The 26,243-nt window shown below is 72.6% G+C and carries 17 protein-coding genes and 1 tRNA gene; 2 read left to right on the top strand and 16 right to left on the bottom strand.

Annotated elements, in window-relative coordinates:
* Positions 1 to 255: 255 nt before the first annotated feature.
* Entirely contained in the window at positions 256 to 2,064 is a 1,809-nt protein-coding gene (locus tag ABD350_RS34420; RefSeq protein ID WP_344353017.1) for a DEAD/DEAH box helicase, read from the bottom strand.
* 140 nt (positions 2,065 to 2,204) lie between these two features.
* Entirely contained in the window at positions 2,205 to 3,650 is a 1,446-nt protein-coding gene (locus tag ABD350_RS34425) for an MFS transporter (protein WP_344353018.1), read from the bottom strand.
* 177 nt (positions 3,651 to 3,827) lie between these two features.
* Between ABD350_RS34425 and ABD350_RS34430 the strand changes: the two genes are divergently transcribed.
* Positions 3,828 to 3,899, top strand: a tRNA-Cys gene (locus ABD350_RS34430).
* A gap of 150 nt (positions 3,900 to 4,049) precedes the next feature.
* Here the strand turns inward: ABD350_RS34430 and ABD350_RS34435 are convergent.
* The 8 genes from ABD350_RS34435 to ABD350_RS34470 form a co-directional block, all read right to left on the bottom strand.
* Positions 4,050 to 5,912, bottom strand: a complete 1,863-nt coding sequence (locus tag ABD350_RS34435) for a DUF262 domain-containing protein (protein ID WP_344353019.1) — start codon at positions 5,910 to 5,912, stop codon at positions 4,050 to 4,052.
* Between the two features lie 508 nt (positions 5,913 to 6,420).
* Positions 6,421 to 7,578 (bottom strand): SUKH-4 family immunity protein, encoded by a 1,158-nt coding sequence (locus tag ABD350_RS34440; protein WP_344353020.1) that lies wholly within the window; start codon positions 7,576 to 7,578, stop codon positions 6,421 to 6,423.
* Between the two features lie 400 nt (positions 7,579 to 7,978).
* The gene (locus ABD350_RS34445) at positions 7,979 to 10,288 is read right to left on the bottom strand and encodes a xanthine dehydrogenase family protein molybdopterin-binding subunit (RefSeq protein ID WP_344353021.1); all 2,310 of its coding nucleotides are present in this window, start codon (positions 10,286 to 10,288) and stop codon (positions 7,979 to 7,981) included.
* On the bottom strand, positions 10,285 to 13,014 hold the full coding sequence (locus tag ABD350_RS34450; RefSeq protein WP_344353022.1) for a 2Fe-2S iron-sulfur cluster-binding protein: 2,730 nt from the start codon (positions 13,012 to 13,014) through the stop codon (positions 10,285 to 10,287). Before ABD350_RS34450 ends, ABD350_RS34445 begins: the two co-directional genes overlap by 4 nt.
* Positions 13,011 to 13,904, bottom strand: a complete 894-nt coding sequence (locus ABD350_RS34455) for an FAD binding domain-containing protein (protein ID WP_344353023.1) — start codon at positions 13,902 to 13,904, stop codon at positions 13,011 to 13,013. Before ABD350_RS34455 ends, ABD350_RS34450 begins: the two co-directional genes overlap by 4 nt.
* Before the next feature lie 281 nt (positions 13,905 to 14,185).
* On the bottom strand, positions 14,186 to 15,823 hold the full coding sequence (locus ABD350_RS34460; RefSeq protein WP_344353024.1) for a beta-N-acetylhexosaminidase: 1,638 nt from the start codon (positions 15,821 to 15,823) through the stop codon (positions 14,186 to 14,188).
* A 193-nt stretch (positions 15,824 to 16,016) separates the two neighbouring features.
* Positions 16,017 to 16,307, bottom strand: a complete 291-nt coding sequence (locus ABD350_RS34465) for a DUF3039 domain-containing protein (RefSeq protein ID WP_093696521.1) — start codon at positions 16,305 to 16,307, stop codon at positions 16,017 to 16,019.
* A gap of 29 nt (positions 16,308 to 16,336) precedes the next feature.
* Positions 16,337 to 16,909: a YqgE/AlgH family protein gene (locus ABD350_RS34470; RefSeq protein ID WP_030610520.1), complete on the bottom strand. Its 573-nt coding sequence runs from the start codon at positions 16,907 to 16,909 to the stop codon at positions 16,337 to 16,339.
* Positions 16,910 to 17,184: 275 nt separating this feature from the next.
* Between ABD350_RS34470 and murA the strand changes: the two genes are divergently transcribed.
* A complete protein-coding gene (gene murA / locus ABD350_RS34475; protein ID WP_344353025.1) occupies positions 17,185 to 18,525 on the top strand; it encodes a UDP-N-acetylglucosamine 1-carboxyvinyltransferase in 1,341 nt (446 codons plus the stop codon).
* Positions 18,526 to 18,729: 204 nt separating this feature from the next.
* Here murA and ABD350_RS34480 read toward each other — a convergent pair whose 3' ends face one another.
* The 6 genes from ABD350_RS34480 to ABD350_RS34505 all read right to left on the bottom strand — a co-directional run bounded on the left by ABD350_RS34480 (position 18,730) and on the right by ABD350_RS34505 (position 26,120).
* On the bottom strand, positions 18,730 to 19,011 hold the full coding sequence (locus ABD350_RS34480) for an HU family DNA-binding protein (protein WP_023550134.1): 282 nt from the start codon (positions 19,009 to 19,011) through the stop codon (positions 18,730 to 18,732).
* A 323-nt stretch (positions 19,012 to 19,334) separates the two neighbouring features.
* Complete coding sequence (locus ABD350_RS34485) at positions 19,335 to 20,750, bottom strand: NAD-dependent malic enzyme (RefSeq protein ID WP_344353026.1); 1,416 nt, start codon at positions 20,748 to 20,750, stop codon at positions 19,335 to 19,337.
* Positions 20,751 to 21,481: 731 nt separating this feature from the next.
* On the bottom strand, positions 21,482 to 23,833 hold the full coding sequence (locus ABD350_RS34490) for a HelD family protein (RefSeq protein WP_344353027.1): 2,352 nt from the start codon (positions 23,831 to 23,833) through the stop codon (positions 21,482 to 21,484).
* A gap of 92 nt (positions 23,834 to 23,925) precedes the next feature.
* Positions 23,926 to 24,693: a zf-HC2 domain-containing protein gene (locus ABD350_RS34495; RefSeq protein WP_344353028.1), complete on the bottom strand. Its 768-nt coding sequence runs from the start codon at positions 24,691 to 24,693 to the stop codon at positions 23,926 to 23,928.
* A 62-nt stretch (positions 24,694 to 24,755) separates the two neighbouring features.
* Positions 24,756 to 25,367, bottom strand: a complete 612-nt coding sequence (locus ABD350_RS34500; protein ID WP_344353029.1) for a sigma-70 family RNA polymerase sigma factor — start codon at positions 25,365 to 25,367, stop codon at positions 24,756 to 24,758.
* Between the two features lie 159 nt (positions 25,368 to 25,526).
* Positions 25,527 to 26,120: a CGNR zinc finger domain-containing protein gene (locus ABD350_RS34505; protein WP_344353030.1), complete on the bottom strand. Its 594-nt coding sequence runs from the start codon at positions 26,118 to 26,120 to the stop codon at positions 25,527 to 25,529.
* Positions 26,121 to 26,243 lie beyond the last annotated feature (123 nt).

A 26,243-nucleotide genomic window follows, 5' to 3' on the forward strand; every position in this document is an offset into this window, starting at 1 on the left:
GCTGCGCTCCGCGGCGGCGCTGCCACGGGGCGTGTGCGTAGCCGGACAGTAGCGAAGCGGGTTCGCTGAGCGGAAGTCTCAGTCCAGAATCCGGGCAAGGCCAGATCCGGCCTGGCTGCATTCGTCCGGATACGCACACCGCGGCACCATCGAAACAAACGCGAACGGGAGAGGCCTCGAACGGACGGACGGGAGACACGGGGGCGGGTCGGCCGTGCCGACCCTCTCTCTTCCCACACCGCCGCCCACCCACCGTCACTTCATCCGGGTCGCCCACTCCTGCACCTTGGCGATGCGCTGCCGCAACTGTCCCGCCGTGGCCTCCGCACTCGGCGGCCCCCCGCACACCCGCCGCAGCTCGGTGTGGATCACCCCGTGCGGCTTCCCGCTCTGGTGCACATACGCGCTGACCATCGTGTTCAGCCGCTTCCGCAGCTCCATCAGCTCCTTGTGCGTCACCACCGGCCGCCGCTCGGCCGGCAGCTCCAGCAGGTCGGCCTCCGTGTCCGGCTTCTTCCGGCTGTGCGCGATCTGCCGGGCCTGCCGCTTCTGGAGCAGCAACTGCACCTGCTCGGGCTCCAGCAGCCCCGGAATCCCCAGGTAGTCCTGCTCCTCCTCGCTCCCGGGGTGGGCCTGCATGCCGAACTCGGCGCCGTCGTACAGCACCCGGTCGAACACGGCGTCGGACTCCAGCGCCTCGAACGGCAGCATGTCCTGCTCGCCGGTGTCCTCGTCCTGCTGCTTGTTCGCCTCCTCCATCTCCTTCTCGGATTCGGCGTACGGGTCCTCCTCGCCCTCCTTCTTCGGCTTGTCGAGGGCGTGGTCCCGTTCCTTCTCCATCTCGTTGGCGAAGGTCAGCAGGTCGGGCACGGTCGGCAGGAACACGGACGCGGTCTCGCCACGCCGCCGGGACCGTACGAAACGCCCGACGGCCTGCGCGAAGAACAGCGGCGTCGAAATCGTCGTGGCGTACACCCCGACCGCGAGCCGCGGCACGTCGACGCCCTCGGACACCATGCGTACGGCGACCATCCACCGGTCGTCGCTCGCGCTGAACTCGTCGATCTTCTTCGAGGCGCCGGCGTCGTCGGAGAGCACAAGCGTCGCCTTCGTGCCCGTGATCTCCCGGATGAGCTTGGCGTACGCCCGCGCGGAGTCCTGGTCGGAGGCGATGACGAGCGCGCCCGCGTCCGGGATGGCCTTGCGGACCTCGGTCAGCCGCTGGTCGGCGGCGCGCAGCACGCTCGGCATCCAGTCGCCGCGCGGGTCGAGGGCCGTACGCCAGGCCTGGCTGACCGCGTCCTTGGTCATCGGCTCGCCGAGCCGGGCGGCGACCTCGTCACCGGCCTTGGTGCGCCAGCGCATGTTGCCGCTGTAGGAAAGGAAGATCACCGGCCGGACGACGCCGTCCGCCAGCGCGGAGCCGTAGCCGTAGGTGTAGTCGGCGGCGGAGCGCCGGATGCCCGCGTTGTCCTCCTCGTAGGTCACGAAGGGGATCGGGTTGGTGTCGGAGCGGAACGGCGTACCGGTCAGCGCGAGGCGCCGGGTGGCCGGCTCGAAGGCCTCCAGGCAGGCCTCACCCCAGGACTTGGAGTCACCGGCGTGGTGGATCTCGTCCAGGATCACCAGGGTCTTGCGCTGCTCGACCCGGTTGCGGTGCAGCATCGGGCGGACACCCACACCGGCGTACGTCACGGCGACGCCGTCGTACTCCCTGCCGAGCGGCCCCGCGCTGTACTCCGGGTCGAGTCTGATCCCGATCCGGCCCGCGGCCTCGGCCCACTGCTTCTTCAGGTGCTCGGTGGGGGCGACCACGGTGACCTGCTGCACGACGTGGTGGTGCAGCAACCAGGAGGCCAGGGTCAGCGCGAAGGTCGTCTTGCCGGCGCCGGGGGTGGCGACGGCGAGGAAGTCGCGCGGCTGCTCCTGGATGTACTTCTCCATCGCTCCCTGCTGCCAGGCACGCAGCTTGCTGGCGGTACCCCAGGGGGCCCGGCCCGGGAAGGCGGGCGAGAGGTGATGGGAGGAAGCGGAGGCGGCGGAGGATGCGGCGGTGGTAGTCACGGTCTCCGTGGATCAGGGTCGGGCGGCTACGTACGACAACCGGGCCACCCTACCGGCGCCGCCCCGCGCGCACGGCGTGAACGAGGCGGGGTCGCCCCCGGGTGGGAGCGACATCACAGCGGCCCCCTGACCACCACCGGTCACTCGGGGCGCGCGGTGCGTTCCCGCAGCCGCGTGGTCACCCAGGACCCCACCAGCGCCACCGCGGCCATCGGCAGGAAGACGGCGGCGAAGGCGGCGGGATGGCCGCCCTCGCCGGCCGTGGTGGCGGCGGTGCTGCCGCCGCCCAGGGCCGCGAAGGCCGCGCCGGCCGCCGCCAGCAGGACGACGTTGGACAGGGCGTCGGAGATCTGGAGCGCGGCGGAGTTGGTGCCGGCCTCCGCCGGAGCGGACAGCTTCAGCAGCAGCACGCTGGTGGAGGAGATCACCAGGCCCATGCCGAAGCAGCCGACGCCCCACGCGACGGCGACGGTCCACACGGGCACGGAGGGGATCAGCACGCCGGGCGCGGTCACGATCGCGGCGGCGACCAGCACCATGCCCAGGGTCATCAGCCGTTCCCGGTACGGCGTCACGCGCGGCCGGGACTGCACGAACGAGCCCAGCGCCCAGGTGATGCCGCCGGCCGCGAGCGAGAACCCGGCGAGGGTCGGCGACAGGCCGCGCTGGGTGACCAGCATCAGCGGGACGAAGGACTCGGCGGCGATGAAGGCCCCCGCCGCCAGCCCGCGCAGCAGCACGACGGAGGGCAGGCCGCGGGCGGCCCGGTAGGTACCCCGGGGCAGCAGCCCGAGGACGGCGGGCACCAGCAGAGCGGCCCCGGCCAGCCCGGGGAGCAGGGAGAGGAGCCGCAGGTCCTGGGCGGCGTACTGGAGCAGTCCGGCGCCGAGGGAGATCCCGAGCGCGAGCCGGATCCGCCGCCGGTCGAAGGCGCCGGCCCCGGCCCGCTCGTCCACCGGGCCCGCCGCCCGCCGGCGTATCTGGGGCAGGGCGAGGGCGAGCGGGAGCACGACGAGGACCGGGATGCCGAGGAACACCCAGCGCCAGCCGAGCTGCTCGGTGACGGCACCGGAGGCGAGGGGGCCGACGATGGACGGTACGACCCACCCCGCGGCGAACGCGGCCATGATCGCGGGCCGCAGCCGTTCGGGGTAGGCCCGGCCCACGACGACGTACAACGCGACGATGACCAGCCCGCCGCCCAGTCCCTGCACGGCCCGGCCGAGGATGAACACCCACATGGCCTGCGCGGTCCCGGCGACGACGAGCCCCGCGGCGAAGGCCGCGATGCCGCTGGTCAGCGCGGAGAGCGGGCCGCGCCGGTCGGACCACTGCCCGGCGAGCACCATGCCGAAGAGGCTGGTCGTGAAGTACCCGGAGAAGGCGAACGCGTACAGCGCCACGCCGTCCAGTTCCCGCGCGGCGACCGGCATCGCCGTCCCCACGGCGGTCGCCTCGAACGCGATCAGTACGACGACGGACACGATCCCGATACTGAGCGCTCGATAGGCCCGGCTCAGCACGCCGGTCGCCTGGTCGGCCGGGGGATCAAGGACAGCGGGGTCGTGGGATTCGAGGGCGCTCATGCACGTCAGGGTAAGGCCCACAACCGACTATGACCCCTGTCAGGAGCCCCGCCTCCCCTGGTCCCTTGGTCGTACGCCACCACCGCTTTCATGAACGGCGTATGGCAGTCGCGTTGCGGCCCCGACGAATCCCTTGAGCCCCGTCCACCCCGCCCCATACCTTCATCTCACCAACACGGCCGTGTGCCCGAGTGGTTTAGGGACTCGCCTGCAAAGCGAGTTACGCGGGTTCGATTCCCGCCACGGCCTCTACCTGTCTGACCAGGAGAAACGGAAGGGCGACACCCCGGCGGGGTGCCGTCCTTCCGGCTGTGCGTCTCGGTGGCGATGGTCTGAGTCCTGGCCTTGAAGGAAGTGGGGCCACCCTGGCGCTTGAGCTCCTCCGCCAGCGCCGGGTCATCAGTCGGTGTCGTCCTTGGGCTTCGGCCATGCCTGTAGGGCGATACGGGCAAGCCACAAGGTACGCAGCTGAATCCGGTCCTCGTCCCAGCACTCGGCCCAACGCTCGTTGCTCCACTTGTCCCGAAGCTCTTCCGGCGCGGAGAGAACTGACGAGGTCGTCAGCCGCAAAAGGCTGTGAGCGCCCAGGCTGTCCTTCTTATGAGGCCATTCCCGGTTACTCAACGACGGATTGAGCTTCGTGGTGGTGAGCGTGAGATTGCCGAGTTGATGGACCGCCTCATGCCGTCTCTTCAAGCCCTCCTCGCTGTCACCGTCGTTCAGCGGCCAATGCGTCTCCCATTTCTGCGGCAGAATATGCTCGATGTTCAGCCGGGGGTCCGCACTGGAAAGTGCCGGCGCGTGCTCGGTCTTCGGTGTCCGCAGGTGATTCTCCAGTCCAACCAGCAGGGCCTTCAACCGGGCACGGTAGGAACGACGGTAGAGATCGTTGGCGATCAGGGCGGCAAGGAACGTCCGGTCGTCAGGCCACAGCCGGGCGTCGGCCGTTTGATTCAGGAGGCTGCGCACGACGGCGTGACCTGCCCGAGCGGGGTCGCTCTGCTGAGCATCGGCCAGTACCTGGACGAAGAGTCGGTTGTAGTCCTTCGTCGTCATCAGGCACACGGCTCGCCGCATGAGAAAGGAGTCGATGGCGCGGGCCGCGATCGCTCGCTGGTCGCTCGGTACGTCGTCTGTCGCGTGCAGATAGAGCAGCACCGGCCACGGCGTCGTCGTCATGGTCTGCATGCGGTCGAGCAACCGGCCAGTCGGATCGGTCAGCGGTAATTCCCGAACCCGCTGATACGTCTCGGCATAATGCCTGATGTCCCGGATCACGTCCGAAGCCTGCCGGCCACTTTCCGGCAGCCACTTCTTGAAGTCGGCGAACAGGTGCTCCACCAGGACGTCTTGACGCTTTTGAACAGTCAGCCAATAAGCCAGGAGCAGGTCAATCAGGGCACGCCTGATGCGTCCGGTGGTGACCTGACCGCGCCAGGGTTCGGCATCCAGAGGCAGCCAGGCGTTCATCAACAGCTCTTCGGAGTGCTGGTGCTCCCCCTGCGACTCGACGGTCTGGAAGAGCAGGTTCTTCACGAGGTCCGCGGCGTCGAGGCGCACTCCACGATGGTTCAGCGCCTCGAAGATCACCTGCGGGTCGTCACCCGCGTCCAGCACGATCTCGACGAGCTGCATGCGCTCTTGAAGCGTGTAGAACAGGTCGTCGAGCCGCTGGGCCGGGTTGAGTGCGGCCTTGGCCCAATCGCGGATCTCCTGCTCGAACCACACGCGGGCACGGACCAGCCGGTGGTCGGGGGCGGGCGCCGTACCGTTGTCGTCGCTCCCGCGTACGGCCCAGAGGAATGCCGCACGGTCCTGAGGCAGCGGCCAGACCTTGTAGCGGTCGTCCGGGAACGCCTCGTGGACCGTCTCCGCCCGGTTCTCCAGCAGACTCGTGAAACGCCCGACGACGCTGTCGGCGGCGATGTCGTGGGCGACAGCCCGAGCTGCCGCGAAGAGGACCTGCAGCGTGGTCATACGTTGCTGGCCGTCGATGATGTGGGACGAACTGAGACGCCGGGGCGGCCGGTACCGCTCCTGTACGACCACGGCGCCCAGGAAGTAGGTGCGCGGCTTCGACTGCCCCGTACCACTCTCGGGCTCCGTCTCCGCCTCCACTTCCTCCGCCGCCGTCCGGACGTCCATCCACAAGGGCTCCCAGTTGTCCTCCTGATCCCATACATAGGGCCTCTGGAAGATCGGGATCACGCTCTGGTGGTCGTTCGCGAAAACCTTCCCAAGCTTGACGTCGCCAGCCTGCATCGCCCCTCCGGAACCCCAGCACCTGCATGGTCATCGCAGCGTAACGGCGCAGCACCGGATCCGATCGCCCTTCCTGTGAACGTCCGCCGCTATGGCCAGCAACGGGCCCCTCATCCCGGACGAGGCAGTGACCGTCCTGCGGTCCGCGGCTGAGGCATGAGGACTCGCTGACACAGTGACGCAGGCCAACACTGCGCCACCGGCCAGAGACCTGTGGCTGAGCGACAGACCGAGTGGTGGTACTCCGGTAGTCGCCGTTGGATTGTTGCCTGGCCTCGTACAGCCACTCGTCCCGCGGTAGATCGACCGGCGGGCCGGGGTAGGTCCGTTGCCTCATACGGCCGCCCGTACGACAGGGAGCGGTCGCCGGAGGGGCGGTGTCGCCCCGCCCGTCGGCAGTCCGGGTAATCGATGCGGGACTTTGGGGCCGCCGACCGCCCTCCACGAGATGGGCGGTGTCGATATGGTCGGCACGCTCACGGGCGGGGAGGCCTGACCGGGCCTCGGGTCAGTGCACGCCGTCCGTCTCGTCCTGGAGCAGGTGGGTCCAGTAGTGCCAGGTCGTTTCCGGGAGGGTGGCTGTGGGGTCTATGGACTCCAGGGTGTGGAGCATGAGGGCGGCCAGGTGGTCGTAGGCGTGGGTGGCCAGTTCGTGGCCCAGGTGGGTGTCGATCACGCGCTCGTGGTGGATGAGCCACAGGGTGAACGCCAGCGTGGAGACGTCGGTGTTGAGGGGGTGGAGCGTCGCGTCCGGCTCGCTGAAGGTCAGGACCGTGCCCGTTCTGCCGTCCACCACCAGGCTGGTCTCCTCCCTGAGGCGGCCGAGGCGGATCAGGTGGTCGCAGTGGGCCGGGAGGTCGCTGACGGGGCGGTCGGGGTGTTCCTCGGCGAAGTACTCCCGGAGCGTGGGCAGCGGGACGTCCGTGTCGGTGTAGTACAGGAGCGCCGACTCCGGCAGTCCCGTCTCGCGCAGGAAGCGGCGCGTCGGCTCGTGGGTGAGCGTCGGCGGGAAGTCGACCTCCTCGAAGCGGGTCACCCTGCCGTGCCCGAACTCCTGGTCCAGCACGCGCGCGGGCACGTCCAGGGTGAGCCCCGAGGCCGTACCGGGCCCGGCGACCAGGGCGAGGGGGCGGATCAGGGCCGCCGCCTTCCAGTACGGCGGGACCTCGCCGTCCGAGCCCTCCTCGAAGAGGGTGAGGAGACGGCGGGATGCCTCGGTCACGGTCTGCGGGCCGTACTGGCCCGTCAGGGACGCGAACCGGCCGCGCAGGCCCGCCAGTTCCTCGGTGACCGCCGCGAAGCGCAGCAGCGTGTGCAGGGACGACGCTAAGGGGCGCGCGTCGTACGGGTCGCGCAGGAAGGCCGTGGTCAGCTCGCCCGTGGCGCCGTCGAGCAGGATCGACTCGCGCTCCATCCCGGCCGGGGTGAGCAGTTCGCCTATGACGAGCCGGCCGCGCAGCTCCTCCGCCAGACGCAGGGGGCCGTCGGCGGCGTCGGCGAGGGTGCGCAGGCCGTGCGTGCGCAGGGGGGAGAAGGTCAGCAGGTCGGTCACCGCGGGCAGGCCGGTGCCCGCGAGCAGGCCGCGCGTCGGCGCGTGTGTGACGTAGCGGTCCAGTTCCGCCTCGGTCAGCGTGATCGCCGGAACCCCGGCGTCGGTCGTGCTCATCGCTCCCCCGCGATCTTCCCCGTGCGTGACGGGCCCGCGCACACCGTCGTACGCGCCCCGGGCAGGTGCCCCCACCGCTTCGCAGCCTACGCCGCACCACTGACAACGGCCGCCATCAGGCAGGACGCCGGCCGGGCCGGGCACGTTGCCTGCCCGGCCGAGATCGGCGTCCGGGGGCCCCACACCGTCCGGTTCGACCGCCCGGTTCGACCGCCCGGATCAGCGGCCCGGTTCAACCGTCCGGCTCAGCAGCCCGGCTCAGGTGCAGTAGACCCCACCGAGGTCAACGGCCGGTGCCGCCACGGCGAACAGCGGGATCCACAGAGCCGGCCTCCCGGCCCGGGCGAGGGAGCGTGACGCGGGTCGTCCGGAGTGACCGGCGGTGTGTTCAGCGGTGTGCTCACCGGTCCGCGGCCACCGCCGCCTGCGGGCGGATCGGGAGGCGGTTGACCGGGCGGCCGGTGGCGGCGCGTACCGCGGAGGCGATCGCCGCCGGGGCCGTCACCACCGGGACCGCGCTGACCGACTTGGCGCCGAAGGGGGCGACCACGTCCCGTTCCTCGACCAGCTTGACGATCCGGATGTCCGGCGCGTCCAGGGCGGTCGGGAGGGCGTAACCGGTCAGGTCGGGGTGACGGACCAGGCCGCGGGGCGTGCGCAGGTGCTCGGTGAGGGCGATGCCCACCCCCTGGGTGACACCGGCCTCGATCCGGGCCGCCAGCTGGGCCGGGTTGAGGACCCGGCCGACGTCCTGGGCGACCGCCAGCTCCACCACCCGCACCGAGCCCAGCTCGACGTCCACGTCCACCACCGCGCGGACCGCGCAGAACGCGAGGCCCACGAAGGCGTCGCCCTGCCCGGAGGCGTTCAGCGGCTCGGTCGGATGCGGGCGGCACTGGGCCGTGGCCCACAGCTCCTTGCCCTCCAGTGCCTCCGTGACGGTGGTCGACAGCACCCCGTCGTACGAGGTGATCTTCCCGTCGGTGATCTGGAGCAACTCCGTCGACATGCCGAACTTGTGCGCGAGCGGCTGGAGGAGCTGGGTGCGGACCATCTTCGCCGCGCGCTCCACCGCGCCGCCCGACACCCAGGTGTGCCGTCCCCGGCAGCCCGCGCCGGCCGGCGGCTGGTCGGTGTCGACGGGCGCGACGTGGACCTCCTCGATGCCGAGGGTGTCCTGGACGATCTGCCGGGCCAGCGTGGTGAAGCCCTGGCCGGTCTCCACGGCGGCGCACAGCACGGTGGCCACCCCGTCGTGGACCTTGACCGTGGCCGTGGACACCTCGTCGGCGCCCTCCGCGCCCAGCATGTGCACCATGCCCAGGCCGTAGCCGACGCCCCGGCGCACCGCACCCGGTTCGCCCGCGCCCTCGGGTCCGCCGGGCAGCAGCCACTCCTCCTCGGGCGTGTCCTTCGGCAGGGCGGGCAGCGGGAAGTCCCGTACCGCCTGGAGGAGTTCGGCGACGGGTGCCGGGCAGGTCACGGTCTGGCCGATCGGCAGGACGTCCCCGGTCGCCAAGACGTTGCGCAGCCGCAGCTCGGCCGGGTCCAGGCCCAGTTTCCGCGCCAGTTTGTCCATCTGGGCCTCGTAGGCGGCGCACACCTGCATGGCGCCCTCGCCGCGTACGTGGCCGGAGGGCGGGTTGTTGGTGCGGACGGCCCAGCCCTCGATGAACGCGTTCGGGACGACGTAGGGGCCGCACGCGAAGGAGACGGCGGCGGCCAGGGCGTCGGCGGAGGTGTCGGCGTACGCGCCCGCGTCCAGCAGGATCTGCGCCTCGACCTTGACCAGCCTGCCCTCGGCGTCGGCGTGGTGCCGGTAGCGCAGCAGGGTGGGGTGGCGGTGGGCGTGGCCGAGGAAGGACTCCTCGCGGGTCGCCGTCAGCTTCACCGGGCAGCCGGTCCGCAGCGCGAGCAGGCCGAGCGGCAGCTGGAAGCCCTGGTCCTCGCGGTCCGCCGTGGCGCCGGGAACCCCGGTGACGACGATCTTCACCCGGTCGGGTGACAGGCCGTAGCAGGCGGCGGCCGTGTTGCGGTCGGTGTGCGGGTCGGTGGAGGCCAGGTACAGCTCCACCCCGCCGTCCGGGCGCGGCACGGCCAGACCGGCCTCGGCGCCGATGGGGGCCGGGTCCTGGCGGCCGATGCGGTACAGGCCCTCGACCACGACCTCGCCGACCGCCTCCGGGTCGCCGTGGCGCAGCGGGATGTGCCGGATCAGGTTGCCGTCGGGGTGCAACGGCTCGGCCTCGAAGGCCTGTTCCGGGTCGGTGACGGGGTCGAGGACCTCGTACTCGACGATGACGGCGGCGGCGGCCATCCGCGCGGTGTCCGGGTGGTCGGCGGCCACGGCCGCGATGGGCTCGCCGTGGTGGCGTACGACGTCCGAGGCGAACACCGGCCGGTCGGGCGTGCCGCGGCCGTGGCGGGGGGTGCCGGGTACGTCCTCGTGGGTGATGACGGCACGGACGCCGGGCATCTCGCGCGCGTGCGTGGTGTCGATCGACACGATGCGCGCGCGTGCGTGCGGGGAGCGCAGTACGGCCGCCCACAGCAGGCCCTCGGCCCACAGGTCGGCGGCGTACGGGAAGGTGCCCTCGGTCTTGGCGCGGGCGTCGGCGTGCGGCAGGGAGACGCCGAGGCCGAGCGGCGACGGCTCGGCCTCGGGGGCGGGTTCCGGGGCGGTGGTCGCGATGCCGGCTTCGTTGCTCACGCCTGGCCTCCGTCCTGGCCGTAGTGCTGCTGGTCCTGCGGGCCCGGGGGCGTGGTGCCGTACGGGTCCGGCGTGTCGTACTGCTCCGGGGGCCGGGGGGCGGCGAACGCGCCGGGGGCCTCGAAGGCCGACGGGTGGACGCCGCCGGAGCCGGGGGCCGCCTGGTGCGGGATACGTGCCTCGTCCCCGTCCGTCTCGGGGCCGGCGTGGGACGCCTCGCGCTCGGCGACGACCTCCTTGACGGCCTCCAGGACGCCCCGGTAGCCCGAGCAGCGGCACAGGTTGCCGCACAGGGCCTGCCGGGTCTCCAGCTCGGTGGGGGCCGGGTTGCCCTCCAGCAGGTCGTGCACGGTCATCGCCATGCCGGGCACGCAGAAGCCGCACTGCACGGCGCCGCAGCGGGCCAGTGCGCGCTGGACGTCGGAGGGCTGCCCGTCCACGGCCAGGCCCTCGACCGTGCGGACCTCGCTGCCGGCCGTGGTGACCGCCGGGACCAGGCAGGACGCCACCAGCCGGCCGTCCACCTGGACGTTGCAGGCCCCGCACTCGCCCTGCGAGCAGCCGTCCTTGGCCCCCGCCAGACCGAGCCGTTCGCGCAGCACGTACAGCAGCGACTCGCCGATCCAGGCATCCGTGACGGGCCGGTCGGTGCCGTTGACCCGCAGGACGTAGGAGGCGAGGGGGTGGTCGTCGTGCGGCGGCAGGGGCGCGGGGGGCTCTTCGGCGCCGTCGGGTACGGGTTCCCGGGTTTCGTGGGCCTCGGTGGTTCCGTGGGTTTCCTGAGCGGGCTCGGATTCCCGGCTGTCGCCCGGTTCGCCGGCCGGCGGGGCGTCCTCGGTGGCGCCCTCGTCCTCGGACGGCTCCGTGCCGGCGGGCGCCTCGGCGGTCTCCGCGGGGACCGAGGGCGCGGCGGCCTCGGCTACGGCGGCCCCGGCCGGCTCCGCGGTCTCCTCGGGGTCGGCGGGGCCGGCGGTCTCGGCGGGATCGGCGGCGGGTTCCGGGGCCACGGCGGGATCGTCGGCCGCATGCGGCGCTACGGCCGGGTCGGCGACGGGATGCGCGGCTATGGCCGGTTCCGCGGCGGAGTGCGCAGCCGTGGGCGCTGCGGGCCGCACGGTGCCGGACGCGTCGGCCGGGTCCGCCGGATCCGTCGGGACTGCCGCGTCTGCCGACTCGGTCGGGTGGGCCGCGGGAGCCGGGTCGTCGGGCGCCGCCGGGTGGGCCGTCGTCACCGGGTCCCCGGGGGTCTCCTCGGAGGCCGTGTCCGCCGCTGTGGCGGGCGTGGACGCGGTGGCCGGGCCGGTGGGCCGTTCGTGGCCCGCCGGGGCTTCCGCGGGGCGCTCCGGGGCTTCGGCGGGGCCGTGGGCGGCCGCCTCCGGCGCGGTGCCGTGGCCGGCCGGCCGAGCCGCCGGTTCGCCGGGCGCGGCGGACGTGACCGCGCCGCCGTGCGCGACCGTACCGCCGGGCGTGTCGCCGTCGGTCGCGTCGGCGTATTCGGTGTGTTCGGTGTGTTCGGGGTGTTCGGGGTGTTCGGGGTGTTCGGTGTGAAGGTGCCCGGCTACGCGACCGTGCTCGGCGTCCTCCGCCTCGACGGGACCGGCGCCCATCCGGCCGCCGTCGGCGTGCCCGGCATCCGGCAGGGCGCGCCCGGCGTGAGCCGCGTCCGCGTGGCCGCCGTCGGCGTGCCCGGCGCCCGGGTGACCGCCCTCGGCCTCCCCCGCCTCGCCGGAACCGGCACCGACGTACTCGCCCTCGGCACGCCCGGCGTCCGGATAGCCCACGCCGGCATGCCCGGCAGCAGCCTCGACATGCCCGGTGTCGGAGTACCCCGCGCTCGCCGACCCGGCGCCCTCATGACCGGCTTGGACAGGCCCGGCATGCGGATAACCGGTACCGGCGTGCCCGGAGCCCTCGTGCCCGCCCTCGGAGTAACCGGCCTCCCCGTGATCGCCCTCCACATGCCCGGCATCCGGATAACCCGCACCGGCGTGCCCGGAACCCTCATCCGGATAACCCGCGCCGGCATGCCCGGAGCCCTCGTGGCCGTGCTCGGCGTGTCCGGTGGCCGGGTAGCCGGACCCGTGGCCGTCCGTGTAGCCCTCGCCGGGTGCCGCGGGTGGGTGTCCGTACCCGGTTCCGGGGCCGTACGCCTCCGGGCCCGGGCCCGACGGGTGGGAGCCGGTGTGGTCGGGGGTGTCCCACGGGCGTGGCGTGTCCGGTGTGGCCCAGGGGGCGGGGGCGCCGCCGGGCAGGGTGGCGGGCGGGGCGCCGCCCCACTGTTCGACCAGCGAGGACGTGGTGTACTCGCCCGACTCGTCCGGAAGGTCGCCCCCGGCGACGGGAATGGACCACTGCCCGGTGACGTCGTGACCCGGGGCGGCCGGTGCCGCGGGCTCCTCGAAGGTCCACTGCTGGGTGGCGCCGGGCTCGTAGGTGAACCGGTCGTCCGCGGCATGCGACGGGGCCGGTACGGCGTTCGGGTCGGGCCACTGGCCGCCCTCGGGCACCGGCCAGCCGGCCGTGGCGTCGGTGTGCGGGGCGATCGGCGGCGGCACATAGCCGTGGCCCGGCGCGGCCAGCGGGCTGTCGCCGGACAGCAGGGCGTCGATGCCCCCTTCGGGGAGCTGGACGAAGGCGGTGGCGCCGTCGTCGTAGTCGCCCTGGGGCAGCGGGTTCCAGCGTCCGCCGCCCTGGGGCGTGCCCTCTCCGTGCTGGTCGTCGGTCACGACAGCGCCCTCCCCAGTGCTCGTCGGGCCAGCGCGGCGACGGTGCGCCGCAGGTGCAGTACGGCGGGCGGAAGCGGGACCACCGTGCCGTCGGGCTCGGGTGCCGCGTCGGGGATGCAGGCCGCGGCGACGTACTCGCCGAAGGCGTGCAGCGCCTCCGGGACGAGGGCGCGGTCGTTGTCCCAGTCGATGAGACCCGCGATCCACTGTTCGGCCTCCAGGGGCCTCAGCGGCATCGGCGCTATGGCGCCGACGGCGCAGCGCACGCCGCGCCGGGCGGGGTCGAGGACGAGGGCCACGGAGGCCAGCGCGCGGCCCGGGCCGGTGCGTCCGGTGGCCTTCAGGAAGACCTGCGGGGCGTGCAGCAGCGGTACGCGTACGTAGCCGATGAGTTCGCCGCCGCGCAGCATCTCCACGCCGGCCAGCAGGTGCGACACCGGGATCTCCCGGCGGGCTCCGCCCGGGCCCGCGATGATCAGCGTCGCTTCCAGGGCGGCCAGCACCGGCAGCGCGTCGCCGGTGGGGGCGGCCGAGGCGATGTTGCCGCCCAGGGTGCCCGCGTTGCGGATGTGCGGCGGGCCGGCGGCGCGCGCGGCGGCGGCGAGCGCCGGGATGAGGGCCGCGAAGTCGGGGCGGCCCATGCGCGCGTGGGTGAGGCCCGCGCCGAGCAGCGCGTGGCCGTCCTGGTACTGCCAGCCGCGGATCTCGCTGATGCGGCCCAGTCCCACCAGGGCGGAGGGCCGGAGCTGACCGGAGTTGACGGCGGCCATCAGGTCGGTGCCGCCCGCCACGGGGACGGCGGTGGGCATGGCCGCGAGGGCCGCCACCGCCTCGTCCAGCGTCGTGGGCAACGTGACGGCCTGCGCCGTCCGCGGTGCGTGCGTGGTCAAACCGGCTGCCCCTTCCCGCTGCCCCACCTGGTCCCCGCCTGTGTTGCCGTACGGTACGTGCTGACAGGGCGGACGACGCAACTCTGGCACATCTTCGCAACGCCCGAACGCGGGGGTCCGCTAGGAGGCTTTCGCCCACCTCACCGGGGGGTTGATCCGGTTTGGCACGGCATCACCGGTGCGCGCGGATTGCCACTCTTCGGTGATCCTGCCGGGGTTTTTCCGGTACTTGTTCGGGGGACGGGGCACGGCGGGGCGGGGCGGGCCGGGGGTTCGTACGGTCAGCGGTTCGGGGGCGGTCCCTCGATCGGGCGGCCGGGTACGCCGGGGCGGCGCTGCCACGGGCGGGGCCCGGTGGGTGGCCGGTAGGCGACGCCGAGGGCGTCAAGTCGCCGGTAGTGGGCGGTCATCCGGCGTTCGAAGTCCGCGTAGTCCCGGTCGGCGGGGGCGGGCAGCGGGCTCCAGGCGACCTCGGCGAACGCGGCGAGGCGGGGGAAGGCCTGGTAGTCCACGCGCGCGGAGTCCTCCAGCACCTCGCTCCACACGTTGGCCTGGGTGCCCAGCACATGCCGGGCCTCCTGCTCGGTGAGCCCGGCCGGTACCGGTTCGAACCGGTAGACGTCCTCCAGGGTGCGCACGAAGCCGATCGGCACCGGTTCGTCGTCGCCGGGGGCCTGCCGGTGGTCCAGGTAGACGTACTGCTCCGGGCACATGACGACGTCGTGGCCGGCCCGCGCGGCGGCGATGCCGCCCGCGTAACCGCGCCAGGAGGCGACGGCCGCGCCCGGCGCGAGCCCGCCCTCCAGGATCTCGTCCCAGCCGATGAGGCGGCGCCCGCGCGCGGCGAGCCAGGCGTCGAAGTGCCCGATGAACCAGGACTGGAGCGCGTCCTCGTCGGTGAGGCCGAGGTCGGCGATGCGGGTCTTGGCGGTGACGGACTCGGTCCACTGCTCCTTGCGGCACTCGTCGCCGCCGACGTGCACGAACGCGGAGAACTCGGCGGCGTCGGCGGGGAACAGCTCCAGGACTTCCTCGAACACCCCTTCGTAGAAGCGCAGGGTGGTGTCGGTGGGGGCGAGTACGTTGGACGAGATGCCCCAGGTGTCCCAGACGGAGAGGGCGGTGGTGTCGATGACGTCGGTGTTGCCGAGTTCGGGGTACGCGGCGATGGCGGCCTGCGAGTGGCCCGGCACGTCGATCTCGGGGACGACGCTGATATGCCGTTCGGCGGCGTAGGCGACGATCTCCCGGATGTCGTCCTGGGTGTAGTAACCGCCGTGCGGTTTGTCGTCCCACAGCGGTGAGGCCCGGTGGCCGAATTTGGTCCGCGAGCGCCAAGAGGCGATTTCGGTCAGTTTCGGATAACGCCTGATCTCGATCCGCCAGCCCTGATCGTCCGTCAGATGCAGGTGCAGGACGTTGAGTTTGTGCGCGGCCATCAGGTCCAGATAGCGCAGCACGCCCTCCTTGGGCATGAAGTGCCGGGCGACGTCGAGGAGCAGACCGCGCCAGCGGAACCGGGGGGCGTCCTCGACGACCCCGGGAGGCACGGAGAGGGCCGCGGCCGGGCGCAGGGGGGCGCGGCGGAAGGCGTCGGCGCCGAGCAGCTGGCGCAGGGTCTGGGCGCCCCAGAACACGCCGGCCGGCCCGCCGCCGCGGATCTCCACGCCGTCCCCGGCGCCGGCGGCCAGCCGGTACGCCTCGGGGGGCAGGGAGTCGTCCAGGAGCAGCCGTACGCCGTCGGGGGCGTCCGGCGGGCCGGGGCGCAGCGGCAGGCCCAGGGCCGCGCCGAGGGCGGCGCGCAGCCAGCGCTCGGTGCGTTCGGTGCCCGGGGCGGCCCACAGGGTGGTGTCCGGGCCGAGCGGCACCCCCGGTCCGGTGGGCTCCTCGACGGCGCGCGGTGCCGGAATCAGTTCCACGTCCTCAGCCCCCTGAAGAGGTCGTTGCAATATGCGCAACGGTCGTTGCACAAAGCGGCACCTCGAAGGCTAGGCACTGCGCCGGGCCCCCCACAAGAGGTCTGGACCAGTCGGCGGCCGGAAAACACGAAGATCCCCGGGACGCGCCACCCGCGCGCCCCGGGGACCTCACCGCCTCCGGCCGGGCCGGGGACTACTTGTCGCCGCCCTTGCCCTTGCCCTTGTCGTCGCCGCCGCTGCCCATGGACTCGTAGATCTCCTTGCACATCGGGCAGACGGGGTACTTCTTCGGGTCGCGGCCCGGCACCCAGACCTTGCCGCACAGCGCCACGACGGGGGTGCCGTCGAGGGCGCTCGCCATGATCTTGTCCTTCTGGACGTAGTGGGCGAAGCGCTCGTGGTCACCGTCACCGTGGGACACCTGCGGCGTCGGCTCTACGAGGGTCCCCGTACCAGTCCCGCGCTCGGGCTCGAGAGTGCTCATAACAGCCAGGGTACTGAAGGTCACACGCATCAGTTGAGCGAAGGGTCGTCCGGATACGTGGCCACCATCGCCAGCTCGCTGCGCTGGCGGCGCAGCACCTCGCGCCACAGCCGTTCCGGGGCCGGCGAGGACACGTCGCCCGGCTCGGACTCCACGACGTACCAGGCGCCCTCCACCAGCTCGTCCTCCAGCTGGCCGGGACCCCAGCCCGCGTACCCGGCGAAGATCCGCAGGCTGCCCACGGCCGAGGCCAGCAGCTCCGGCGGGGCCTCCAGGTCCACCAGGCCGATCGCGCCGTAGACCCTCCGCCAGCCGAGCGGCGCCCGGTCGCCGTCGGCGCCGCCCGGGATGACCGCCACGCCCAGCGCCGAGTCCAGCGACACCGGGCCGCCCTGGAAGACCACACCGGGCTCGCCGGCCAGGTCGGCCCAGCCCTCCAGGATGTCGCCGACGACCACGGGGGTGGGACGGTTCAGGACGACACCGAGGGAACCCTCCTCGTCGTGGTCGAGGAGGAGCACCACCGCACGGTCGAAGTTCGGGTCCGCCAGGGCGGGAGTGGCCACGAGCAGCCGCCCTGTGAGCGAGGACACCTCGGTCATGCCAGACATGATCCCGCATCTTCCCCCGGTGTGGGGAGCCAATCGGGGGCACGCAGGTGAAGCAGGTGGGGACCGGTACACGCCCCCGGCGCGCACCCGGGACACCGGTGACCCCATGTGCCCGAAAGGGAACGGTTCGTGTTGTGACACAGCTATGACGGACTGGCCGGGTACTGGGCTTACGGGAGGGGGGTAATCGGCGATTACCCTGTCTTCCCGGCCCCTGCGCACAGTGATCGGCCGGCCCCTGACCAACTCATCGGAACGCGAGATTCATGACCGTCAACGACGATGTCCTGCTTGTCCACGGCGGAACCCCGCTGGAGGGCGAGATCCGTGTCCGCGGTGCGAAGAACCTCGTGCCGAAGGCCATGGTCGCCGCCCTGCTGGGCAGCGAGCCGAGCCGACTGCGCAACGTTCCGGACATCCGTGACGTGCGTGTCGTCCGCGGCCTGCTCCAGCTGCACGGGGTGACGGTCCGTCCGGGCGAGGAGCCGGGCGAACTGGTGCTGGACCCGACGCGGGTCGAGAGCGCCAACGTGGCCGACATCGACGCCCACGCGGGTTCCAGCCGCATCCCGATCCTCTTCTGCGGCCCGCTGCTGCACCGTCTCGGCCACGCGTTCATCCCCGGTCTCGGCGGCTGCGACATCGGCGGCCGGCCCATCGACTTCCACTTCGACGTGCTGCGGCAGTTCGGCGCGACGATCGAGAAGCGGGCCGACGGGCAGTACCTGGAGGCTCCGCAGCGGCTGCGCGGCACGAAGATACGACTGCCGTACCCGTCCGTCGGCGCGACCGAGCAGGTGCTGCTGACGGCCGTACTGGCCGAGGGCGTCACGGAGTTGTCCAACGCGGCCGTCGAGCCGGAGATCGAGGACCTCATCTGCGTGCTGCAGAAGATGGGCGCGATCATCGCGATGGACACCGACCGCACGATCCGCATCACCGGTGTGGACAAGCTGTCCGGCTACACCCACCGCGCCCTGCCGGACCGCCTGGAGGCCGCCTCCTGGGCTTCGGCGGCGCTCGCGACCAACGGCGACATCTACGTCCGCGGCGCCCAGCAGCGCTCGATGATGACGTTCCTGAACACCTACCGCAAGGTGGGCGGCGCCTTCCGGATCGACGACGAGGGCATCCGTTTCTGGCACCCCGGCGGACAGTTGAAGTCCATCGCCCTGGAGACGGACGTGCACCCCGGTTTCCAGACGGACTGGCAGCAGCCGCTGGTGGTGGCCCTGACCCAGGCCACGGGCCTGTCCATCATCCACGAGACGGTCTACGAGTCCCGGCTCGGCTTCACCTCCGCGCTGAACCAGATGGGCGCGCACATCCAGCTCTACCGCGAGTGCCTGGGCGGCTCCGCCTGCCGCTTCGGCGCCCGCAACTTCCTGCACTCCGCGGTCGTCTCCGGCCCCACCAGGCTCCAGGGCGCCGATCTGGTCATCCCCGACCTGCGCGGCGGCTTCTCGTACCTCATCGCGGCCCTCGCCGCCGAGGGCACGTCCCGCGTCCACGGCATCGAGCTGATCAACCGCGGCTACGAGAACTTCATGGACAAGCTCGTCGAGCTCGGCGCGAAGGTGGAACTCCCGGGCAAGGCACTGGGCTGACGGTCCGGGTATGCCGAAGGGGCGGCCCTCCTGCGAAGGAGGGCCGCCCCTTTGACGTACTCGGCTGAGCCGTGCCCCAGAGGGGCGCGGGGCCGTGGCGATCTGCGGCTCCGTCGCGGAGCGCGACCAGCCACAGCGGACCCGCAGTCACCCACGGCGCTCCGTCGAACGGCGCTACGTGGGCCGGCGCTCAGAGCGGAGCGATTACTTGCCCTTGGCGGCTTCCTTGAGCTTGCTGCCCGCGGTGACCTTCACGCTGTAGCCGGCCGGGATGTTGATGGGCTCGCCGGTCTGCGGGTTGCGCGCGGTGCGAGCGGCACGGTGGGTGCGCTCGAAGGTCAGGAAGCCAGGGATGGTGACCTTCTCGTCGCCCTTGGCGACGATCTCGCCGACGGTCTCGGCGAACGCGGCCAGCACGGCGTCGGCGTCCTTGCGGGTCACCTCGGCGCGGTCGGCCAGCGCGGCCACCAGCTCACTGCGGTTCATGTTGTTACTCCCGTATTTTTCTTGCCGTTGGGGTGTGCCACGCGGCGTTGCCGCCCGAGGCACTGCGATGCCGATGCGCTCGCGCCCTTGGGGGTGCCCCCGGGGGACGTAGTCCCTGGGGGAGCATCCTGCCCCTACCTGCGGCGGGAAAGCCAATCCGGCACCCGTAGGAGTCGTGAGAACACCCTGGGGAGTCACACGAAAAGCGCCTGCTCGGCCGTCACCCTAGAGCGCGCCCGGCATCCGGTGGTTCCACGACGCGCCGGTGCGGGGGGCCGCCGTGGTGATACTCACAGCCCCCTGCACAGTACGTCACGCCATGGTCAGGCCGTCGCACCGGCCGCCTTGGCGGCCTCCCGGACCGCCCCGGCCACGGCGCCGGCGACCTTGTCGTTGAAGACGCTGGGGATGATGTAGTTCGGGTTCAGCTCGTCCTCGCTCACCACGTCGGCCAGGGCCTTGGCGGCGGCGAGCATCATCTCCGTGTTGACGGTGCGGGACTGCGCGTCCAGCAGGCCGCGGAAGACGCCCGGGAAGACCAGCACGTTGTTGATCTGGTTCGGGAAGTCGGAGCGGCCGGTGGCCACGACGGCCGCGGTCTGCCGGGCGATCGCCGGGTCCACCTCGGGGTCGGGGTTCGCGAGCGCGAACACGATGGCACCCTCGGCCATGGCGGCCACGTCGGTGCCGTCCAGCACGTTCGGGGCGGAGACGCCGATGAAGACGTCGGCGCCGCGCACGGCCTCCTTCAGGGTGCCGGTCAGGCCCTCGGGGTTGGTGTTGTCGGCGATCCAGCGCAGCGGCGAGTCGGCCGGGGCGTTCACCAGGTCCTCGCGGCCGGCGTGCACGACGCCGTGGATGTCGGCGACGACGGCGTTCTTCACGCCGGCCGCCAGCAGCAGCTTGAGGATGGCCGTACCGGCCGCGCCGGCACCGGACATGACGACCCGGATGTTCTGGATCGCCTTGTCCGTCACGCGCAGCGCGTTGGTCAGGGCGGCGAGCACGACGATGGCGGTGCCGTGCTGGTCGTCGTGGAACACCGGGATGTCCAGGGCCTCGCGCAGCCGGGCCTCGATCTCGAAGCAGCGCGGCGCGGAGATGTCCTCCAGGTTGATGCCGGCGAAGCCCGGGGCGATCGCCTTGACGATCTCCACGATCGCGTCGGTGTCCTGGGTGTCCAGGCAGAGCGGCCAGGCGTCGATGCCCGCGAAGCGCTTGAAGAGGGCCGCCTTGCCCTCCATGACGGGCAGCGCGGCCTTGGGGCCGATGTTGCCGAGGCCCAGTACGGCGGAACCGTCCGTCACGACCGCAACGGAGTTGCGCTTGATGGTGAGGCGGCGGGCGTCCTCGGGGTTCTCGGCGATGGCCATGCAGACGCGGGCCACGCCGGGCGTGTAGACCATGGAGAGGTCGTCACGGTTGCGGATGGGGTGCTTCGACGCCATCTCGATCTTGCCGCCGAGGTGCATCAGGAACGTACGGTCGGAGACCTTGCCGAGCGTGACGCCCTCGATGCCGCGCAGCTTCTCGACGATCTCCTCGGCGTGCGCCGTGGAGGTGGCCGCGATGGTGACGTCGATACGGAGCTTCTCGTGGCCGGACGCGGTGACGTCGAGGCCGGTCACCGAGCCCCCGGAGGACTCCACGGCGGTGGTGAGCTGCGAGACGGCCGTTCCGCTCGCGGGCACCTCCAGCCGGATCGTCATCGAGTAGGAGACGCTGGGCGCCGTTGCCATGGCCGACTTCCTCTGCTTTCACCGTGTCGCGAGTTGTGCCGTCCGATCGTCGCACCTACCACTCAGTACGTGGTAGTCGCCCTGGATTACGGACGTTTTGTTCACGCGACATTCCCTGCGGGATACGTGGTTTCGGAAAACTACTTCCACCATACGAGAAACGATCGGGCGTGGAAAGAGGCCGCCGGGGCAAAGAAAGAGGCCCACGTCACATCCGTGACGTGGGCCTCCACGCTTATGACACCGACCCGCCATGCTCGCCTCGCGGCAAGTGGTCGCTCGTAGCGACGAAGGTTGGGCCCGGGGGCTTGGATCGGGCCGGTGCCACACCAAGGCTAACAAACCCTCGCCCAGGGCCATTCCCCCTGCACGGGATTCCCCGAAATCCTCCCGCGAGCAGCCCCGGAACGCCGCCCGGGCAGCCCGACCCGCCCGGCACTCCCATGCCCGACTCCGCCCGCCGGCCCCTGGACGGACAACCCCGCCGGCAGTCTCCGAGCAGGCCCGGTACCCGCCCAACAGACCATGCCCGGCCTCGCCCGGCAGGCCCTGGGAGCAGTCCGGTCCCCCGCCCCTCAGTCCCTGAGCAGACCCGCCCCGCCCATTCGTCCCGTGCCGGACCCCCGCCCGCCGGTTCCTGGGCGGACAGCCCCGCCGGTGCTCTCCGGGCGGGCCCGGTGCCCGCCCGGCAGGCCCCGGGGCAGGGCTGGGGGCGGTCCGGCCCCCGCCCCTCAGTCCCTGAGCAGGTCCGGTACGCCCGCCGTGTTCGGTTCGTCCCGCTGGCCCGAGACCACCGTCAGCTGCTGGGTGGCCCGGGTCAGCGCCACGTACAGCACGCGCAGGCCGGCCGGTGACTCGTCGGCGATCTCCGCGGGCGATACGACGACCGTCGCGTCGTACTCCAGACCCTTGGCCTCCAGACTGCCGAGGGCCACCACCCGGTCGCCCAGCCCGGCCAGCCAGCGCCGGGCCTCCTCGCGCCGGCCCATCGCCACCACCACGCCGACCGTGCCGTCCACCAGGCCCAGCAGCCGCTCGGCCTCCGCGCGCACCGTCCGCTCCAGGGAGTCCGCCACGACGGTGAAGCGCGGCTCCACCCCGGTGGACCGCACGGCGGAGGGCGCCTCGGCGCCGGGCATGGCGAGCGCGAGCACCTTCGCGGCCAGCTCGGCGATCTCGGCCGGGTTGCGGTAGTTCACGGTGAGCTGGAAGCGGCGCCTGGGCCGGGTGCCCAGCGCCTCGTCGCGGGCCTCGGCCGCCTCGTCCGGGTCGGACCAGGAGGACTGCGCCGGGTCCCCGACGACCGTCCAGGTGGCCTGCCGGCCGCGGCGGCCGACCATGCGCCACTGCATCGGCGTCAGGTCCTGCGCCTCGTCCACGATGACGTGCGCGTACTCGGTGCGCTCCTGCGCCAGCCGCTCGGCCCGCTCGCGCTGGGTCTCCTCGCGCACCGGCATCAGCTCCTCCAGGCCGGTGAGCTGGTCCAGCGGGTCCAGTTCGCGCTTCTTGCGGGGCCGGGCCGGGGCGCCGAGGATCGCCTGGAGCTCGTCGAGCAGGGCGATGTCGTGCACGGACAGGCCGTCCCGCCTGAGCGAGCGGGCGACCTTGCGGACCTCGCCGGGGTTGAGCACGCGCCGGGCCCAGCGGCCGAGGCGCTTCTCGTCGGCCATGGCGGCGAGCACGGCCTTCGGGGTCAGTTCGGGCCACCAGGCGTCGAGGAACGCCAGGAAGGAGTCCTCGCCGGTGACGTCCTCGTCGAAGGAGGAGCGCAGCTCGGCGGCCAGCTCGGGGTCGGTGTGCCGGGCGGCGCCGCCGGAGCGGGCCCACAGGGCGTCCAGCAGCAGCTTGCGGGCGCGCGGGCGGAGCAGGTTGACCGGCGCGGTGCCGCCGAGCGCGGTGCGGCGGATACGTTCCAGCTCGTCGGCCTCCAGTTCGATCCGGCGCCCGAAGGCCACGACACGCAACCGGGAGGGCGGGCCGTCGGCGGGCCGGCGCTCGTCGTCCTCGGCGTCGGCGGGGGCGGCCGGGCCCAGTTCCAGGGCGCCCCGGGCGGCCTTGCGCAGCACCTTCAGCATCCGGGCGGAGCCCTTGGCGCGGGCCACGGCCGGGGAGTCGTAGACGGTGGCCTCGGCGCCGTCGACCAGGGAGCCGATGGCGCGGATGGCGACCTGGCCCTCCTCGCCGAGCGAGGGCAGCACGCCCTCGGTGTAGGCGACCAGCAGCGGGGTCGGCGAGACGATCAGGATGCCGCCCGCGTAGCGCCTGCGGTCCTGGTAGAGCAGGTAGGCGGCGCGGTGCAGGGCGACGGCGGTCTTCCCGGTGCCCGGGCCGCCCTCCACGTAGGTGATGGAGGCGGCGGGGGCCCGGATGACCAGGTCCTGCTCGGCCTGGATGGAGGAGACGATGTCCCGCATGGTGTGGCCGCGGGCCTGGCCGAGGGCGGCCATCAGGGCACCGTCGCCGATGACGGGCAGCTCCCGGCCGTCCAGGCAGGCCGTCAGCTCCGGCCGCATCAGGTCGTCCTCGACGCCGAGCACCCGGCGCCCCTTGGACCGGATGACCCGGCGCCGCACCACCCGTCCGGGCTCCACCGGCGTGGCCCGGTAGAAGGGCGCGGCGGCCGGCGCCCGCCAGTCGATGACCAGCGGGGAGTAGTCCTCGTCGAGGACGCCGATACGGCCGATGTGCAGCGTTTCGGCGATGTCGGCGGTGTTGTCCTCGCGCACGGCGCCCTCGGCGGGCTCGACGGCCGTGTAGGCGCCGTCGGGCCCCTTCTTGCCGTCCTTGCCGAGCAGCAGGTCGATCCGTCCGAAGAGGAAGTCCTCGAACTCGTTGTTGAGCCGGTTGAGGTGGACACCGGCCCGGAAGACCTGGGCGTCCCGTTCGGCGAGCGCGCCCGGGGTGCCGACCTGGCCGCGCTGGGCCGCGTCGCGCATCAGGAACTCGGCTTCGTGGATCTTCTCCTCAAGCCGCCGGTACACCCGGTCCAGGTGTTCCTGTTCGACGCTGATCTCCCGGTCACGGACGGAATCGTGTGTCTCGTGTACCGAGCCGACCGCGGACTGCTGAACCTGAGCGGCCACCTGGCCCCCTTCTGACGTGCTGGGCAGCCGTCAACCGTACGCGAAGGGGACCCGTCGAAGCTACGGGGCGGTCACCCGGGGGCGCGCCCGGGCTACGCGTCGACCTCCACCAGCTTCCGCCCCTCGAACGTCACCACCTCGAAGTGGTCGATCTCGTCGGGCCGGAAGGCCGCCGCCCCGCCGATGTAAAGCGGTTTCCGTGCGGTCTCGGCCGTCGCGTCCGGGATGCCGTACCCCCGGTCGGGCACCGTCCACGACGACATGGTCACGCGCTGGCCGTTCTTGGCGACGAGCACCAGGGAGCACTTCAGCGGGCCCTTGACGTTCTTCAGCTCCAGCACCGCCTGGGTGCCCCAGTCCTTGCCGGTCATGGCGACGGTCGCGCTGACGTGCGTCGAGGCGTCCGTGGCGGACCTGCGGTCGGACATGGTGCGGAACGCGGACTGGGCCGGTGGCGCGGCGACCTGTCCGTCCCCGTCCGAGCCGCCGCCGGCCGCGACCGCGGCCAGCGGGCCCGCGATGACCAGGGCCGCCGCGGCGGCGATCATGTAGAAGCCGCGGCGGCGCTTGCGGGCGCGCTGCTCGGCGACCTCGTCCACCAGGTTCTCCACCAGCCGGGGGCCGGGCCGGGCGGCCAGCGACTCGCCGATCGCGGGTGTGCCGCCGGAGCCCGGCAGGTCGGCCAGCGCGGCGAGCATCGGCTCCATCCCGGCCAGCTCGTCCAGTTGCCGGGCGCACCACTCGCAGCCGGCGAGGTGCGCCTCGAAAGCGGTTGCCTCGGCGTCGTCGAGGATCCCGAGGGCGTAGGCGCCCACGGTCTCGTGTTCGCTCGGCACCGAAGATCCCTGGCTGGGGTTCATGGCCCCAGACATACCCGGACCACCCGGTCCGAATCCCCGCTCTGCCCCGTACCCGCTGCTCATCACGCCGTCACCCCCCGCTCCTCCAGTGCCAGCTTCATCGACCGCAGGGCGTAGAACACCCGGGAACGGACGGTTCCGCTGGGTATGCCCAGTGTCCGGGCCGCCTCGTTGACGGTACGCCCTTTGAAGTACGTCTCGACAAGTACCTCCCGGTGGGCCGGGGTCAGGTCGTCGAGCGCGTCCGACAGCGTCATCAGCCACAGCGCCTTGTCGATCTCGTCCTCCGCGGGGATGACCTCCAGCGGCGACGGATCGACCTCCTGCGGCCGGGCCTGCCGGCTGCGGTGGCCGTCGATGACGATGCGGCGCGCGACCGTCACCAGCCAGGGGCGTACCGAACCGGTCGCCCGATTGAGCCGACCGGCGTTCTTCCAGGCACGGATGAGCGTTTCCTGCACGACGTCCTCGGCGCGCTGCCGGTCACCGGCGACCAGCCGCAGGACGTAGGCGAGCAGCGGACCGGCGTGCTCCCGGTACAGCGCGCGCATCAACTCCTCGTCCGGCTCGGCGGACGGTGCGGGCACGCGGGGTTCCGAGGGGTGTGAGGCCAGGCGATGTCGGGCCCTTGTTCCACGGTCCTTGGCCACGGCCGCATCCTTGCGCACGCCCACCTCCGGTGTCCGGGGGATCCCCCAGTCGGTCGCTCGCCCACCCGTACGCAGCGGGGCGGTGGGGCGTTCAAAGCGGAGGCACGGATTTCCCGAAGGCGCGCAGCGGACCGGGACATGCCCGCACATTTCCACCGCGGGATCTTCACCCGCGTCTCACGGTCAGGCGCGGGCGAGCGCGGCCCGCCGCCGGTGCCGGGCGACCCGTTCCCGGTTGCCGCACACCTCGCTGGAACACCAGCGCCGGCGCCGCCCCCGGGAGGTGTCGAGGTACACGAGGGGGCAGTCGTCCCCCGCGCACTGCCGCAGCGAGGCCCGTGCGACGGGGTCGGTGAGCAGTTCCACGGCGTCCCGGGCGACGACGGCGAGCAGCCCGGCACACCCGGGCGGCCCCGCCAACTCCCGCACCAGGATCCCGTCTTCGCCGGGTACGGCGACGGGGGCGGGCGGCACGGCCCGGGCGGCCTGGTTGACCCGCCCGAGCGCGCCCCCGTTCCCGGGCGCCTCCCCGCCCAGCAGGCCGCGCACCAAGGACGCGACGTCCGCCCGCAGTTCACGGAAGGCGGCCGGCCAGGAGGCGTCCGCGTGCCCGAGCGGGGTCCCGTCCGGCACCAGCCCGGCACCGGTGATCCACCCGCACAACGCCCGTACCCCGTCCAGGCGTTCGTCCGGATGCAGGGTGGCGAGCAGGTCCAGGCACACCCGCCCGGCATCGAACCGCGGCGGGTACGCGGGCGTGCCTCCACCGAGTGCCATGTGCCAGTCACCGCCTAGGCAGAAACCGCGCGGGAGCGTGACGCCCCGCGCACGGACGGCATACGGGGCCACCACGCCCCGCCTCCTCCACAGTGCCCGGCGGGGGGTCGGGCCGGAAGCCCC

This window comes from Streptomyces nogalater, from assembly GCF_039532885.1.
Classification (GTDB): domain Bacteria; phylum Actinomycetota; class Actinomycetes; order Streptomycetales; family Streptomycetaceae; genus Streptomyces; species Streptomyces nogalater.